11 protein-coding genes and 1 pseudogene are annotated in these 13891 nt (G+C 73.0%); 4 read left to right on the forward strand and 8 right to left on the reverse strand.

Annotated elements, in window-relative coordinates; genetic code table 11:
* The first annotated feature begins 98 nt into the window (after window positions 1-98).
* Window positions 99-1844, forward strand: coding sequence for a malto-oligosyltrehalose trehalohydrolase (treZ, locus tag OG252_RS13525; protein WP_329336229.1), 1746 nt, complete (start codon window positions 99-101; stop codon window positions 1842-1844).
* Window positions 1845-1905: 61 nt separating this feature from the next.
* On the opposite strand, the gene OG252_RS13530 is transcribed toward treZ, so the two are convergent.
* Together OG252_RS13530 and OG252_RS13535 are read right to left on the reverse strand one after the other, a co-directional pair.
* Window positions 1906-2844 carry an aminoglycoside phosphotransferase family protein gene (locus tag OG252_RS13530; RefSeq protein WP_266432265.1) on the reverse strand — a complete coding sequence of 313 codons (939 nt, stop codon included), beginning with the start codon at window positions 2842-2844 and terminating at the stop codon, window positions 1906-1908.
* A 61-nt stretch (window positions 2845-2905) separates the two neighbouring features.
* Window positions 2906-4033 (reverse strand): aminopeptidase P family protein, encoded by a 1128-nt coding sequence (locus OG252_RS13535; RefSeq protein WP_329336232.1) that lies wholly within the window; start codon window positions 4031-4033, stop codon window positions 2906-2908.
* Window positions 4034-4226: 193 nt separating this feature from the next.
* Here OG252_RS13535 and OG252_RS13540 point away from each other — a divergent pair.
* Window positions 4227-5013: pseudogene (locus OG252_RS13540) on the forward strand (metallophosphoesterase).
* Window positions 5014-5049: 36 nt separating this feature from the next.
* Here the strand turns inward: OG252_RS13540 and OG252_RS13545 are convergent.
* Both OG252_RS13545 and OG252_RS13550 read right to left on the reverse strand, forming a co-directional pair.
* Entirely contained in the window at window positions 5050-5667 is a 618-nt protein-coding gene (locus OG252_RS13545) for a PDZ domain-containing protein (protein WP_266432269.1), read from the reverse strand.
* A 133-nt stretch (window positions 5668-5800) separates the two neighbouring features.
* A complete protein-coding gene (locus OG252_RS13550; RefSeq protein WP_329336234.1) occupies window positions 5801-6670 on the reverse strand; it encodes a LysR family transcriptional regulator in 870 nt (289 codons plus the stop codon).
* A gap of 94 nt (window positions 6671-6764) precedes the next feature.
* On the opposite strand from OG252_RS13550, the gene OG252_RS13555 reads away from it, so the two are divergent.
* Window positions 6765-7490 carry a CTP synthase C-terminal region-related (seleno)protein gene (locus tag OG252_RS13555; protein ID WP_329336236.1) on the forward strand — a complete coding sequence of 242 codons (726 nt, stop codon included), beginning with the start codon at window positions 6765-6767 and terminating at the stop codon, window positions 7488-7490.
* 10 nt (window positions 7491-7500) lie between these two features.
* Here OG252_RS13555 and cyc2 read toward each other — a convergent pair whose 3' ends face one another.
* On the reverse strand, window positions 7501-9657 hold the full coding sequence (cyc2, locus tag OG252_RS13560; protein WP_329336238.1) for a germacradienol/geosmin synthase Cyc2: 2157 nt from the start codon (window positions 9655-9657) through the stop codon (window positions 7501-7503).
* 168 nt (window positions 9658-9825) lie between these two features.
* On the opposite strand from cyc2, the gene OG252_RS13565 reads away from it, so the two are divergent.
* Complete coding sequence (locus OG252_RS13565; RefSeq protein WP_329336240.1) at window positions 9826-11070, forward strand: endonuclease/exonuclease/phosphatase family protein; 1245 nt, start codon at window positions 9826-9828, stop codon at window positions 11068-11070.
* Here OG252_RS13565 and OG252_RS13570 read toward each other — a convergent pair.
* The 3 genes from OG252_RS13570 to OG252_RS13580 all read right to left on the reverse strand — a co-directional run bounded on the left by OG252_RS13570 (window position 11063) and on the right by OG252_RS13580 (window position 13883).
* Window positions 11063-11818, reverse strand: coding sequence for an ABC transporter ATP-binding protein (locus OG252_RS13570; protein WP_329345136.1), 756 nt, complete (start codon window positions 11816-11818; stop codon window positions 11063-11065). The genes OG252_RS13565 and OG252_RS13570 overlap by 8 nt on opposite strands.
* A gap of 8 nt (window positions 11819-11826) precedes the next feature.
* On the reverse strand, window positions 11827-12543 hold the full coding sequence (locus OG252_RS13575; protein WP_323185918.1) for an ABC transporter permease: 717 nt from the start codon (window positions 12541-12543) through the stop codon (window positions 11827-11829).
* A 542-nt stretch (window positions 12544-13085) separates the two neighbouring features.
* Entirely contained in the window at window positions 13086-13883 is a 798-nt protein-coding gene (locus OG252_RS13580) for an ABC transporter permease (protein ID WP_266432280.1), read from the reverse strand.
* Between the last annotated feature and the right edge of the window lie 8 nt (window positions 13884-13891).

Here is a 13891-nt window from a genome sequence, read left to right on the forward strand (position 1 = left end):
ACACCTGCCGCAATGGGGCGGATTCACCGGCGTATTGATCGCGTTTGAAGCACGATGGACGGGCTACATCACGGTGAGCAGACGAAGGGGAACCGTCCGTGCAGTTCGAGGTGTGGGCACCACAGGCCGATCGTGTGACGCTCCAGTGCGACGGCGTCACGCGCGCGTTGGAGCGCGATCCGGGGCGCGTGGGCTGGTGGTGGGGAGAGGCGGACGCGCGGGACGGATCACGGTACGGCTTCGCGGTGGACGACGGCCCCGTGCTGCCCGACCCGCGGTCGCGCCGGCAGCCGGACGGGCCGGACGGGCTCAGTGCGGTCGTCGAGCACGAGCGGTACGCGTGGCGCGCCGAGTGGGCGGGCCGTCCCCTGCCGGGTGCCGTGCTGTACGAGCTGCACGTGGGCACGTACACGCGCGAGGGCACCCTGGACGCGGCGGCCGAGCGGCTCGGGCATCTCGTTGAACTGGGCGTCACGCACGTCGAGTTGATGCCGCTGTGCCCCTTCCCCGGGCGGCACGGCTGGGGGTACGAGGGGGTGTCGCTGTGGGCGGTGCACGAGCCGTACGGCGGCCCCGAGGCGCTGAAACGCTTCGTCGACCGGGCGCACGAGCTCGGTCTGGGCGTGGTCCTGGACGTGGTGCACAACCACCTGGGTCCGTCCGGCAACTACCTCCCCGCGTTCGGCCCGTACTTCACGGACACCCACCACACGCCCTGGGGTTCCGCGGTGAACCTGGACGCGCCCGGTTCGGACGAGGTGCGGGCGTATCTGCTGGGCAGTGCGCTGGCGTGGCTGCGCGACTACCGGATCGACGGACTGCGTCTGGACGCGGTGCACGCACTGGCGGACACGCGCGCGTGCCACTTCCTGGAGGAACTGTCGACCGCCGTGGACGGCCTCGCCGCCGACCAGGGCCGTCCCCTCTTCCTCGTCGCCGAGTCGGACCTGAACGACCCGCGACTGGTCACCCCGCGCGCGGAGTGGGGCCTCGGACTGCACGCCCAGTGGAACGACGACTTCCATCACGCCCTGCACGCCGCGCTGACCGGCGAGTCCCAGGGCTACTACGCCGACTTCGCGCGCGCCCCGCTCGCGGCGGTCGCCAAGACGCTCACCGGCGGCTACTTCCACGACGGCACGTACTCCAGCTTCCGGAACAGACACCACGGGCGTCCCCTGGACCGCAACCGCGTCGCGGCGCACCGGCTCCTCGGCTACACCCAGACCCACGACCAGGTGGGCAACCGTGCCCAGGGCGACCGCCTGTCCGCCTCCCTCTCCCCCGGCCTGCTGGCCTGCGCGGCGACACTGACGCTCACCTCGCCCTTCACACCGATGCTGTTCATGGGCGAGGAGTGGGCCGCGGGCACCCCCTGGCAGTTCTTCACCGACCACACCGACCCCGAGCTCGCCGATGCCGTACGGCGGGGCAGGCGGCGGGAGTTCGCCCCGCACGGCTGGGCCGAGGAGGACGTCCCCGACCCGCAGGACCCGGCCACCCGCGACCGCTCCTGTCTCGACTGGTCCGAGCCGGAGAGCGAGCCCCACGCGCGCGTGCTGGCCTGGTACCGCCGGCTCATCGCCCTGCGGCACGAGCAGGCGGACCTCACGGATCCGGACCTCGCCGACACCAAGGTGGCCTACGACGAGGACAGCAGGTGGCTCGCCTTCCGCCGCGGTGACGTCCGTGTGGTCGTGAACCTCGCCAAGGAGCCGGCGGCGATCCCCCTCGGCTCCCGCCCCGCGCGCGTGCTCGCCGCCTGGGAGCCCGTCGAGGCGTCGGGGCCGGACGGGATGCTGCGCGTGCCCGGGGAGTCGTGCGTGGTGCTGCTGCAGGACTGATAGGGCTGAGAGGGCTGAGAGGACTGGTCAGAACCGGCGCCCGGCGGATGTCTCCGTACCGCTACTCGTCCGTCTCCTCGTCCCGCAGTTCCGTCACCCGTTCCAGCAGGATCGCCTCCCAGGCGCGTCGCAGCCGGGTCCTGAGGAGCGGGAGGGGGGTGTCGTCGCGGCCCTGAAGGCTGGCGGCGAGCTGGACGACCGTGTCGCAGCGGGCCAGCCACAGGCCGCGCAGGCAGGGGCGGGCGCCGTAGCCGGCGAGGGTGGCGGCGCGGACGGCGGCCGGGGAGCCGACGGCGCGGGCGAGGCCGGCGATGTCCTCGGCGGGGTCGCCGACGACCGCGTCGGTCCAGTCCAGGACCCCGCGCACCCGGCCGTCTGGGCTGACCACGAGGTGGTCGCCGGTGAGGCCGTGGTGGACGAGGACCGCGCTGCCGGACTGGGCGGCGAGCTGGACCGCGGCCGGGGCCGTGAGCTGCTGGAGGCTCGCGGGGTCGAACTCGTCGGCCTTGGCCAGGCGTTCGACCGCGCGCTCGGCCTCCCGGCGCAGGGCCTCGAGGGAGCGCGGTCCGGCGCGCGGCACCCCGAGGGCCTCCGCCTGCCGGACCGGCACCTCGCGCAGGCCCGTGAGCAGCCCGGCCAGGTCGGCCTCGCCGACGGCGGACACGTCGTGGTCCTCCCCGGAGCCGCCGGGCAGCTTCGTGTCCAGCGTGTACGTCAGCCCGGGCGCCCACTCGCCGTGCGCCACGCTCGTGGGCACCGCGACCGGCAGGTGGGGGCGGACGAGGTCACGCAGGCGCAGTTCGCGGCGTCGGCGGGCGGCGGCCTCGCGGTCGGGGGCCAGGCGCAGCACATGGCGCGTGCCGACCCACCAGGTGGCGGGTTCGCCGCCCTCGGCGGCGGGCCGCACGTCGGGGCCGCCGGTGTCGGCCGCGCCCTCCTTGAGCAGGGTGCGGACCAGCCGGCGGACGGTGTCCGCGGTGGGTGTCGGTGCCTGGGTCATGGTCGCGCCGTTGTCGTTCCTGAGGACGTAGGGGCTTCCTGCTCGTGCTGTCGCTGCTGCGTCAGTCCACTATCACCATCTCGCGGGTCGTGTCGTTGAGGCGGCGGCCGCCGTCCTCGGTGACGGTGACGATGTCCTCGATGCGTACCCCGAACCGGCCCGGCAGATAGATGCCGGGTTCCACGGAGAAGCACATGCCGGGCACCAGGGGCTGCTCCTCGCCCTCGATCATGTACGGCGGCTCGTGCGTGGTGACGCCGATGCCGTGGCCGGTGCGGTGGATGAAGTACTCGCCGTACCCGGCGTCGGCGATGACCGCGCGGGCGGCCCGGTCGACCTCCTGGCAGGCGACGCCGGGCCGTACCGCACGGAAGCCCGCCTCCTGGGCCGCGCGCACCAGGTCGTGGACCCGGCGTTCCTCGTCGCTGGGTTCGCCGACGTGGACCGTGCGGGAGGTGTCGGAGCCGTAGCCGTCCTTGAGGCCGCCGAAGTCCAGGACGACCATGTCGCCGCGCTCGACGACCCGGTCGCCCACCTCGTGGTGCGGGTTGGCGCCGTTGGGGCCGGAGGCGACGATCGTGAAGTCGACCTGTGCGTGGCCGTGTTCCCGCAGCAGCCGGTCGAGGTCCGCGGCGATCTCGGACTCCCTGCGGCCGGCGAAGGGAACGTTCCGGATGTCCTCGAACGTTGCGTCCGCTGCCGCGCCCGCGGCCGCCAACAGCTTGAGCTCCGCCGCGTCCTTGACGGCGCGCAGCATCGGCAGGGCCTCGGTGAGGGAGGCGTAGGAGGTGCCGGGCAGCGCCTTCTGCAGTCCCAGGAGGTGCATCGCCCAGGCGTTGTCGCTGACGCCGAAGCTGCCGGAGGCGTCGAGGAGGGCTGCGGTGGCGGCGTAGGGGTCCTTGCCGTCGGTCCAGTCGCGCAGGGTCAGTGCGGACGCGCCGGGCGCCTTCGCGGCGTCCGGGGCCTCCAGGGTGGGGACGACGAGGACGGGATCCTGTCCGGGGGCGAGGACCAACAGGGTGAGCCGTTCGGTGGTCGCGGTGGGCGTGTAGCCGGTGAGCCAGACCAGGTCCGGTCCCGGTGCGACCAGCAGCCCGGCCAGCCCGGTCTCGGCGGCCGCCCGCGCCGCGCGTTCCATACGGGCCCTGTAGTCGTCGGCGGTGAAGGGCGCGGCCGTACTGCCGGTCATCCGGGCCTCCCGGGGCGGGTGAAGGGACTACGGGCAGCATCCTGCCCGGACAGCGGGGGCGGCGCGAGCCGGTTGCCAGGTCTTTCGGACGCGCCGACGGCCTTTTCTCCTGATGTCCGAGCGTTGCACGACCATTATTCCTAATGCTTAGATCGCGGCACTCCATTAGACACACCCCCAGGAGGCACTTTTCGTGCTCGTACTCGCGCACATCAGCGATCTGCATCTGGACGGAAGCACCCGGGCGACCGAACGCGCCGAGCGCGTGCGTGACCGGCTGTGGCGGCTGCCGGGGCGGGTGGACGCACTGCTGGTGACCGGGGACTCGCGGACCACGGCACGGAGGCGGAGTACGAGGAGGCCGCCCGCATCCTCGGCCGCGCGACGGTGACGCCCCGTTCCCGGTACTGACCTGCCCGGGCAACCACGACAGCCGGGCGCCGTACCGCAAGGCCCTGCTCGACCGCCCCTCGGCCGACGGACCGGTCAACAGCGCGCACGTCTTCGACGACGGCGCCGTGCTGATGTGCGACTCCAGCATCCCGGGCAGCGACGAAGGTGCCCTGGACGAGGAGACGTACGACTGGATCGAGGCGACCCTCGACGAACTCGGCGGGAGCCTTCCGGCGCTGCTGGCCTTCCATCACCCGCCGGTCGCGCTGCACCACCCTCCCCCACCGCCTGAAGGGCGTGGGAGGTGCCCCCAGCCCGACTCCTACCGGCTGGGCCGGCCCGACCGGCTCGCGGCACTGCTGGAGCGCCGTCCCGAGATCGCCGGGCTGATCACCGGTCACGCGCACACGCCCGCCGCGACCGTGTTCGCCGGGCGCCCGCTGGTCGTCGGGCCGGGGGTGACCTGGACGCTGCGGCTGCCCTGGGAGGGCGAGCAGATCGCGGACCGGGACGCTCCGGTCGGGCTGGCCTTTCACGTGCTGGACGACGGGGGGCGGCTGACGAGTCACTTCCGGGTGGTCATGTGACGACGCCGGGGGACGACCGTCAACTGCTGCGGGTAGTCATGTGACGACGCCGGGCACGACCGTCAACTGCTGGTAGCCGCCGCTGCGGTGGCGGACCGTCAGCACGACCTCCTTGCCGGGGCGGGCGTCGGCGACCGCTCGGGCGAGGTCGGCCGCCGAGTCGACCCGGGTGCGGCCGAACACGAGGAGTACGTCGCCGCGGACCAGGCCCGCCGAGAACGCCGGGCCGGGGACGTGGACGCCGACGACCTGGGCGCCCACCTTCTCGGCGTCCACGGCCTCCAGGCCGAGGGTCACGCCGACGGGCGCCGGCGCAGCGGTCGTGGTCGAGACGGAAGGTCCGGGGCGCGCCGAGGCGGACGCGCTCCCCCAGCCGCCCGACGCTCCCGGCACCGCCTGCCCCGGCCGTCCCTGCTCCCCCGCCTGCCGCTGGAGTTCGGCGAGCTTGCTCAGGCCGATCACTGTGGCGCCGACCGTGCCGAGGCCGACGCCGGACAGGACCAGGACCGTGCCGACGGACAGGGCGAACAGCAGGGCCCGCAGCCGCCGGCCACGCCGGCGCGCGGCGTGCGGGCGCCTGGCCGCGCCGGGCTTGGTGCCGCCGCCGGGTTCCCGGCCGGGCATCGGCTTGGGACGCAACGCAGTCTGTTCCATGGATCGCCTCCGGCTGGTGCGGATCGCCTCCGGCGGTCGCGGATCGATCCCGCTTGTTGATCTACCCGGCGCACCGGCGCACCACGAGCCACGAACGAGTGAGACTGGCCCTCGGTCAGGGGCGGGAAGGTACTCACTTCCGCCCCACCAGCACCTCCATCAGCCGGGCCGCCGCTCCCCGCGGGGCCCCCGTGCACACCAGTTCCGTCCGGTGCACGACCCGCGGCTCGGTGACCGGGACGGCGACCGCGCCGGGCACCCCGGCGGCCACCGACCGGGGCAGCAGGGTCAGGCCGTGGCCGGCGAGGGACAGGGCGGTCAGGAGGCGCACGTCGGTGCCCTCGTAGCGCAGGGCGGGCCGGAAGCCGTGGCCGCCGCCGCCCGCCGCACGGAGTTGGGCGAGCGGCAGGCCCGCGTCGGGGGCGTCCAGCCAGCGGGCGGCGGAGAGGTCCGCGAGGCGCAGTCCGGTGCGCCGGGCCAGCGGGTGGGCGGCGGGCAGCAGGACGCACACGGGTTCCTCGCCGACGCCGTGCGTGGTCAACGGGGCCACGTCGGGCAGCCGCAGTGGATCGCTGGGTGCGGCCAGGCCGTCGACCAGGCCCAGGTCGGCGGTGCCGGTGGCGACGGCCGCCGGGATCCCGTCGCGGGCCAGCACCCGCACCGTCACCCCGGCGGCGGGCAGCGCGGCGACGGCCCGCGGGCCGAGGGCGGTCGGCGCGGCGGCGAGCGTCAGGCCGTGCTCCGGGGCCGCCGCCACGCGTACGACGTCCGCGCGGGCCGCGTCCAGGCGCAGCAGCAGCGGGCCCGCGTGTTCGAGGAGCCGCTCGCCGGCCGCGGTGGGCACGACGGGGCGGCGGGTGAGCAGCGGTGCGCCGAGGTCCTGTTCGAGGGCCGCGATGTGCTGGGACACCGCCGACTGGGTGTAGCCCAGCGTGCGGGCGGCCTCCGAGAAGGAGGAGAGGCGGGCGACGGTGACGTAGGTGCGCAGGAGGTGCGGGTCCATGCCGGCCAGGATCCCGCACCCCATCAGCTCTGCTTATCGAGGGTGCAGGAATCATCGTTGGACGTGAACTCCGGGCCGCGCACAGGATGAGCCCATGACCACCACCACAGCCCGGCTCGCCCTTGTCGGCGACCGCTCCCCCAACGTCGTGTCCCACACCCGCATCCCGCTCCTCCTCGACGCCCTCGCCGAGCGCGACCGGCTCGTCCTGGACGCCTACTGGATCCCGTCCGAGGAGGCGGCGGAGGAAGGCGCCGTACGCGGGTTCGACGCGGTGTGGGTCGTACCCGGCAGCCCCTACCGCAGCGAAACCGGCGTGCTCGCCGCGATCCGTACCGCGCGCGTGGCGGGGATTCCGTTCCTGGGCACGTGCGGCGGATTCCAGCACGCGCTCCTGGAGTACGCGCGTGACGTGTGCGGTCTGACGCGGGTGGCGCACGCCGAGAACGACCCGGACGCCGACGACTTCCTCATCGAGCCGCTCGCCTGTTCGCTCGTCGGCCACGAGGCCGTGGTGAGCGTCGAGCCGGGCTCACTCGCCCAGTCGGTGATCGGCTCGGAGCGCACGGTCGAGCACTACTTCTGCGCGTACGGCCCGACCCGCCACCTCGACACGCTGCGCGCGCACGGCCTGCGCTTCTCCGGGTACGACGAGGACGGTCACGTCCGGATCGCCGAACTACCGGGCCATCCCTTCTTCCTGGCCTCGCTCTTCCAGCCGGAGCTGTCCGGCGACGGCTCACGCCCGCACCCGATCGTCCGGGCGCTGGCGCGAGCCGCGGTGGAGCACGCGACGCGGGCCGCGGGACAGCCCGTCTGACGCCCGGACCTCAGCCGACCGGCACGACAGGGGCCCGGTCCGGCAGGAATCCGTGGGCACGGCCGGACAGCCAGTCGGCCTTGTAGCGGTCGACCTCGCGATGCCAGTTCAGGATGCCCGCCATCCAGTTCTGCAGGTCGACGACATAGCCCTGCATGACCTCGCGCGCCTCGGCCGAGAGCGCGAAGTCGTCGTACACGACGGGCAGTTCGTGTGCGGCGACGTGTTCGAACTGCTGCATGCGCTGGGTCATCAGGTCGTGGACGACGCCGAGCGCGGTCGGGTAGTCGATGCCGAAGAAGTTCTGCACGACGAGGATCGCGTTGTGGATCTCGCCCTCGTACTCGATCTCCTTCTGGTACGAGAACACGTCGTTGAGCAGGCAGGCGTAGTCGACGGCGGCGTTCTCCAGGGAGCGGACCGGGCCGCTGCGGTACACCTCCGGCGGGACGGCCGCGCCGTGGCCCATCCGGCACAGGCTCATGGTGAGGTCGGCGCCGAAGGTGGCGCGCCGCATCTCCAGGTAGTCGACCGGGTCGGGGATGCGGTTCTGGAGCTGGTTGGACAGCTCCCACACCCAGCTCTCGGTCATCACGTCGATCGCGGCCTTCAGGGTGCGCCGTTGGTCGGGCGTCATCCTGGCGGTCGTACGCGCCCACAGGTCGGTGAGGGCGCGCTCCATGGCGTTGAGCGGGACGACGGCCTCCTCGCCGTCGACGGGCATGCAGGCCGAGAGGCGGGCGGTGGTCAGGCGGGCGGCGGCCAGGTCGCGGCGGTGGCCGAAGACGAGGGGGTAGTAGTCGTCGCCGTAGGTGCCCCAGGCGAGCCACTGCGAGCTGAGGTCGAGGGCCTCGGGGGTCGCGTCCGGGTCGAGGCCGGCCGCGCACAACGGGAGGTCGTACGCGGCGAGTTTGTCCTCGTCCCAGACGCCTTCCTGGAGGATGCCCATGGCGTTCACCCAGTCGGTGAGGCGGCTGCGGGCGCCCTCCAGGTGCGGGCTGAGTTCGAGTTCGAAGGGCATGTGGAAGTCGGGCAGCAGGGAGAGGCCGACCTTCTGGTACGGCACGTGCGTGTAGGCGCGCAGGCGTTCGGCGCCGGCCGCGGCGAGCAGTGCGCCGACGTCGGCGGCGGAGGTGCCGGGGCCGGTGAGGCCCTGCCACGGCTTGGTGGTCTCGGCCCGCGCGTTCATGTACCGGCTGGAGCGCATGTGCCATTCGTGGCCGCCGGACTGCCAGTCCTGCAGTCCCTGCGTGTACTTGGCGACCGCGGTCACCTCGTGCGGGGCGAGCCCCTGTTCCAGGGCCAGGGCGGGGACCTCGGTGAGGGCGGTGTGCTCGAACTGGTGGAGGCGGGAGGTGAGGACGTCGTTGACGGTGTCGGCGGCCTCCTGGGTGGTGCAGCCGAAGAAGGTCTCCAGGACGAGCACGCCATTGCTGAGCTCGCCCTCCTCCTCGACCTCCCGCTGGTAGGAGAACAGGTCGTTGCGCAGGTGGACGCCGTCGGAGAAGGTCTCCATCAGCACCCTGAGGGGCCTCGATGCGGCCACGGACGGGGGGACTTCGGCGGTCGCGTACTCCACGAGGCCGGCCGACCAGGGGGCGCCGCCCACCTTGCGGCGCATCTCGATGTACTCGACGGGGTTGGCGATCCGCCCCTCGTTGATGTTGGACAGCTCCCACAGGGACTCGTTGAGCAAGTGCTCCGTGGCCACGGCGAAACGGCGGCGCCAGTCCGCCGACATCGACGGCACGGTACGCGTCCACAGGTCGGCGAGGCCCGCCTCGACCGGGTTCTGCGGCTCGGGCATCGGCGTCGAGAGGTCCATCGGCATGAACAGCGGCAGCCGGTCCAGGTAGGCCTTGCCGCCGGCGCGGTCCTGAGTGCGCTTGAAGATCTCCAGGAAGTGGTCGTCGAAGAAGAAGACCCACACGTACCAGTCGGTGATCAGCGACAGGGCCGGGCCGTCGCAGTCGGGGTGGGTGTAGGCGCAGAGCAGGCCGTAGTCGTGCGCGTCGAGATCGGACTGCTCCCAGATCCCGGAGCCCTCCAACATGCCCATGTCGCGCGCCCACTGCGTCGAGTGGGCGCGGGCCTCGTCGACATGTGGATTGAGCCGTGCGGGATACGGCATGTAGAAGTGCGGGAGTTCGAAGGGCTGCTGCGTCATGGCCGGGCCCTACCCGGGGCCCCGCGGGGGCATCCACAGGCCGGGGAATGATCACACCATCGTGTGAATCGGGGGTGAACCCGGGAGTTCTGAGCGGCACTTGTGGCGTTCACCTCTACGCGCGCAGACTTCAACAGTTCACGTGTCCGCCGTCTCACCGGAGCCCCGATGAACCACGACCCCAGAACCTTCTCCCGCCGCGCCACGCTCGCCGCACTCGCCGGTGCGGCCCTGGCCGGCACCACCGCGGTCCCCGCGTCGGCGACCGGCCGGCGGACCGTCCGGTTCGCCACGTTCAACGCGTCCTTGAACCGCGGCACCCAGGGCGCACTGGTCACCGACCTGTCCACGCCGGACAACACCCAGGCGCGCAACGTGGCGGAGACCATCCAGCGCGTCGACCCCGACGTCCTGCTGGTCAACGAGTTCGACTACGACAAGGACGGCACCGCGGCCCGGCTGTTCCTGCGCAACTACCTCGCCGTGGGCCAGAGCGGGGCACGGCCGATCCGCTTCCCGTACCACTTCACCGGCCCGGTGAACACGGGCGTGGCCTCCGGGGTGGACCTCGACGGGCGCAACGGGGCGGTGACGACGCCCGGTTCGGACGCGTACGGCCAGGACGCCTTCGGCTACGGCTGGTTCCCCGGGCAGTACGGCATGCTCGTGCTCTCCAAGTTCCCGATCGACACGCGCGCGATACGCACCTTCCAGCGCTTCCTGTGGAAGGACATGCCGGACAACGTCATGCCCGAGGGCTACTACAGCGACGCCGCGCGCGATGTCCTGCGGCTCTCCTCCAAGAGCCACTGGGACGTGCCGGTGCGCCTCGGGCCCTCGGCGGCGGACACCGTGCACTTCCTGGTGTCGCATCCGACGCCGCCCACCTTCGACGGGCCCGAGGACCGCAACGGCCGGCGCAACCACGACGAGATCCGGCTGTGGGCCGACTACATAGGCGGGCGCCGGCGCGGCGCGTATCTGTACGACGACAAGGGCGGCCGGGGCGGGCTGCGGCCCGGGGCCCGGTTCGTGCTCGCGGGCGACCTGAACGCGGATCCGTACGACGGTGACAGTTACGACCACGCCGTACGGCTGCTCCTCGACCACCCGGCGGTGCGCCTGCCGTCCACGCCGCCGGCGAGTGCCGGGGGTGTCGAGGCGGCGAGGTTCCAGGGCGGGGCGAATGCCTCGCACGTCGGTGATCCGGCGTACGACACGGCCGACTTCGGGGACACCGCGCCCGGGAATCTGCGCGTCGACCACGTCATCCCGTCCAGGGGGCTCATACCGGCGGCGAACGGCGTCTTCTGGCCGACCCCGGACGACCCGCTGTACCGGCTGGTCGGGAACGGCACGACTGTGCCGACGTCGGACCACCGGCTCGTGTGGCAGGACATCCGCCTCATCTGACCTGCCCGCGCACCGCCCGCCCCACCTGAGCGCGCAGCGCCACGAACTCCGGCAGACCCCTGGTGGCGATCTGGTCCCGTTCACCGGGGAGCGGGACCGGCAGATCCAGGGCGATCTTCGAGGCGGGGCCCGGGGTGAGGACGACGACGCGGTCGCCGACGTAGACGCTCTCGTCGATGTCATGGGTGACGAACACGATGGTCGCGCCGTCGGTGCGGTGGACCTCCAGGAGGAGGTCCTCCAGGTCCTCGCGGGTCTGGGCGTCCAGGGAGCCGAAGGGTTCGTCCATGAGGAGGAGGGTGGGACGGCAGACCAGGGCGCGGGCGATGGCGACGCGTTGCTGCATGCCGCCGGAGAGCTGCCAGGGGTGGCGGCGGGCGGTGCCGGAGAGGCCGACGCGGTCGAGGATGCGGTCGGCCTCGGCGCGCCGCTCGGCCCGGCCGAGGCCCCGCCGGCGCAGCGGGAGCGCGACGTTGTCGCGGACCGTGAGCCAGGGCAGGAGGGAGCGTCCGTAGTCCTGGAAGACGACGGCCAGGCGGTCGGGGACGCCCGTGACGGGGGTGTCGTCGATCGTGACGGTGCCCTCGCGCGCGGGGAGCAGGCCGGCGATCGTGCGCAGCAGTGTGGACTTGCCGCAGCCCGACGGTCCGACGACACACAGGAGTTGGCCGTCGGGGACGGTGAGGGTGATGTCGTGCAGGACCTGGTGGTCGCCGTAGTACTGGCCCACCGCCGAGAGGTCGAGCATGTGGTCGGTCACCTGGCCTTCCCGCTGCTGAGCAGCCGTCCCTCGACCGCCAGGAGGGCGGTGTTGAGCAGATACCCGAGGACGCCGAGCAGGACCAGGGCCGCCCACACGGTGAGCAGGTCGGAGCGGGACTGGGCGTCGGTGAGGGTGAAGCCGATGCCGTTCGCGGTGCCCGGCAGCAGTTCGGAGAACACCATGAGGATGAGGGAGAGCGACAGGCTCAGCCGCAGGCCCGCGAAGATGCGGGGCAGCGCGGACGGCAGTACGAGGAACCACAGGCGTTCGGCGCCGTTCAGCCGCAGGACGGCGGCGACGTCGAGGCGCAGCGGGTCGGTGTTGAGCGCCCCCGCCGCCGTGTTGATCAGCACCGGCCAGACGGCGCTGAAGGCGATCGACGCGATCTGCATCGGCGTACCGAAAGCGAAGACGACGACGAAGACGGGCACCAGGGCAGGTGGCGGGACGGCCCGCGCGAACTGCAGGACGGGGTTGCACAGCGCGTACGCCCGGCGCGAGCGGCCGATCGCGATGCCGAGCGCGATCCCGGCGACGGCGGCGAGCAGGAACCCCGCGGTCAGGCGGCCGAGGCTGGGCAGGATGTCGTCCACGGCGGCGGAGGTGAGGAACGCGTGCCGGACGGGCCCGGAGAACCACAGGTCGTGGGCGTGGCGCGCGATACGGGCCGGGGGCGGGAAGTACACGCTGCCATGGGCTCGGGCGGCCACCTCCCAGGCACCTACGGCGATGACAAGGACGAGCCAGCGGACGAGAGCGGGGTGCGCCGCGACGCCGGTACGAGGTGGTGAGGTCCCGGTACGGGGCGGGGAGGCTGAGGAGGTTCCGTTCGACGCGGCGATCCCGTCCGCAGCGCCGATCCTGTCCGACGCGGCTGGGCGCGCGGGTGCGCCACTCGATCCAGTCCGGCACGCGGACGCCCCGCTGGATCGGGGCCGACCTGCGGACGCCCCGCCTGAGCCGGGCCGCCCCGCAGAAGCCCCGCTGGATCCGGGCCGCTCCGCGGATGACTCGCCCGACCCACCCCGCCCCGCAGAAGCCCCCTCCGATCCGGGCCGCCCCCCGGACACCCCGCCAGATCCAACCCGACCCGCAGAAGCCCCCTCCGATCCACCCCGCCCCGAAGAAGCCCCCTCCGATCCACCCCGACCGGCAGAAGCCCCGCCGCCGTCCACACCCCCCGCGGAACTCCCCTCCGATACACCCCCGCTCCCACTCCCCTCCGGCTCCGGCTCCGGCCCCAGCCCCCCGCTCACCTCCCCCTGCCTCCCCCGTCAGCCCCCCGATGCTCCGGCGTCCACGGGAACAACCGTCGTTCGCCCCACACCAGTACGCCGTTGACGACCAGTCCCAGCGTCCCCGCCCACACCACCCCCGCGAGCACGTCAAGGGTGCCGTCCGTGGCCAGGCCGGCCTGGGCGATGAAGATGCCGAGGCCCTCGCCGAAGCCGGCGAGGAGTTCCGTGGCGACGGCCAGGATGAGGGCGACCGCGGCCGAGATGCGGATGCCGGCGGCGATGAAGGGGGCGGTGCCGGGCAGTTCCACGCGCAGCAGTACGGCGAGCCGGCCGAAGCCGAAGGCGCGCAGGGTTTCCTTGGCGAGGGGGTCGGTCTCGCCGAGGCCGTAGACGGTGTTGAAGAGGATGGGCCAGACGCAGGCGTAGGCGATCAGCGCGACCTCGGTGCCGGTGCCGGAGCCGAGCAGCAGGGAGACCAGCGGGATCAGCGCGACGGACGGCAGCGGGCGCAGGACCTCGACGATCGCGCGTACGGCGGAGTCGACGAGCGGCACACTGCCCAGCAGCAGCCCGAGCGGCACGGCGATCACGCAGGCGAGGCCGAGCCCGAGCGCCCAGGCGCGCAGGGTGGCGCCGATTCCGTCGAGGAAGGCCGCGTCGCCCGCCAGCTCGGCGGCGCGGGCGAGGACTTCGGAGGCGGGCGGGAGGTAGCTGCGGCGGACGATTCCGGCCCGGCTCACCGCCTCGCACACGCCGAAGGCGAGCAGCACGCCGAGGGCACCGAGGCCGAACTCCCGACGTGCCGCCCTCACGTCCCGCA

Source organism: Streptomyces sp. NBC_01352 (assembly GCF_036237295.1).
Classification (GTDB): domain Bacteria; phylum Actinomycetota; class Actinomycetes; order Streptomycetales; family Streptomycetaceae; genus Streptomyces; species Streptomyces plumbiresistens.

Bases quoted from the DNA above. Each gene is read 5' to 3' on its own strand.
- OG252_RS13530 (WP_266432265.1), bottom strand. From the start codon at position 2,844: ATGACCCAGGCACCGACACCCACCGCGGACACCGTCCGCCGGCTGGTC.
- OG252_RS13535 (WP_329336232.1), bottom strand. From the start codon at position 4,033: ATGACCGGCAGTACGGCCGCGCCCTTCACCGCCGACGACTACAGGGCC.
- OG252_RS13545 (WP_266432269.1), bottom strand. From the start codon at position 5,667: ATGGAACAGACTGCGTTGCGTCCCAAGCCGATGCCCGGCCGGGAACCC.
- OG252_RS13550 (WP_329336234.1), bottom strand. From the start codon at position 6,670: ATGGACCCGCACCTCCTGCGCACCTACGTCACCGTCGCCCGCCTCTCC.
- OG252_RS13555 (WP_329336236.1), top strand. From the start codon at position 6,765: ATGACCACCACCACAGCCCGGCTCGCCCTTGTCGGCGACCGCTCCCCC.
- cyc2 (WP_329336238.1), bottom strand. From the start codon at position 9,657: ATGACGCAGCAGCCCTTCGAACTCCCGCACTTCTACATGCCGTATCCC.
- OG252_RS13565 (WP_329336240.1), top strand. From the start codon at position 9,826: ATGAACCACGACCCCAGAACCTTCTCCCGCCGCGCCACGCTCGCCGCA.
- OG252_RS13570 (WP_329345136.1), bottom strand. From the start codon at position 11,818: ATGCTCGACCTCTCGGCGGTGGGCCAGTACTACGGCGACCACCAGGTC.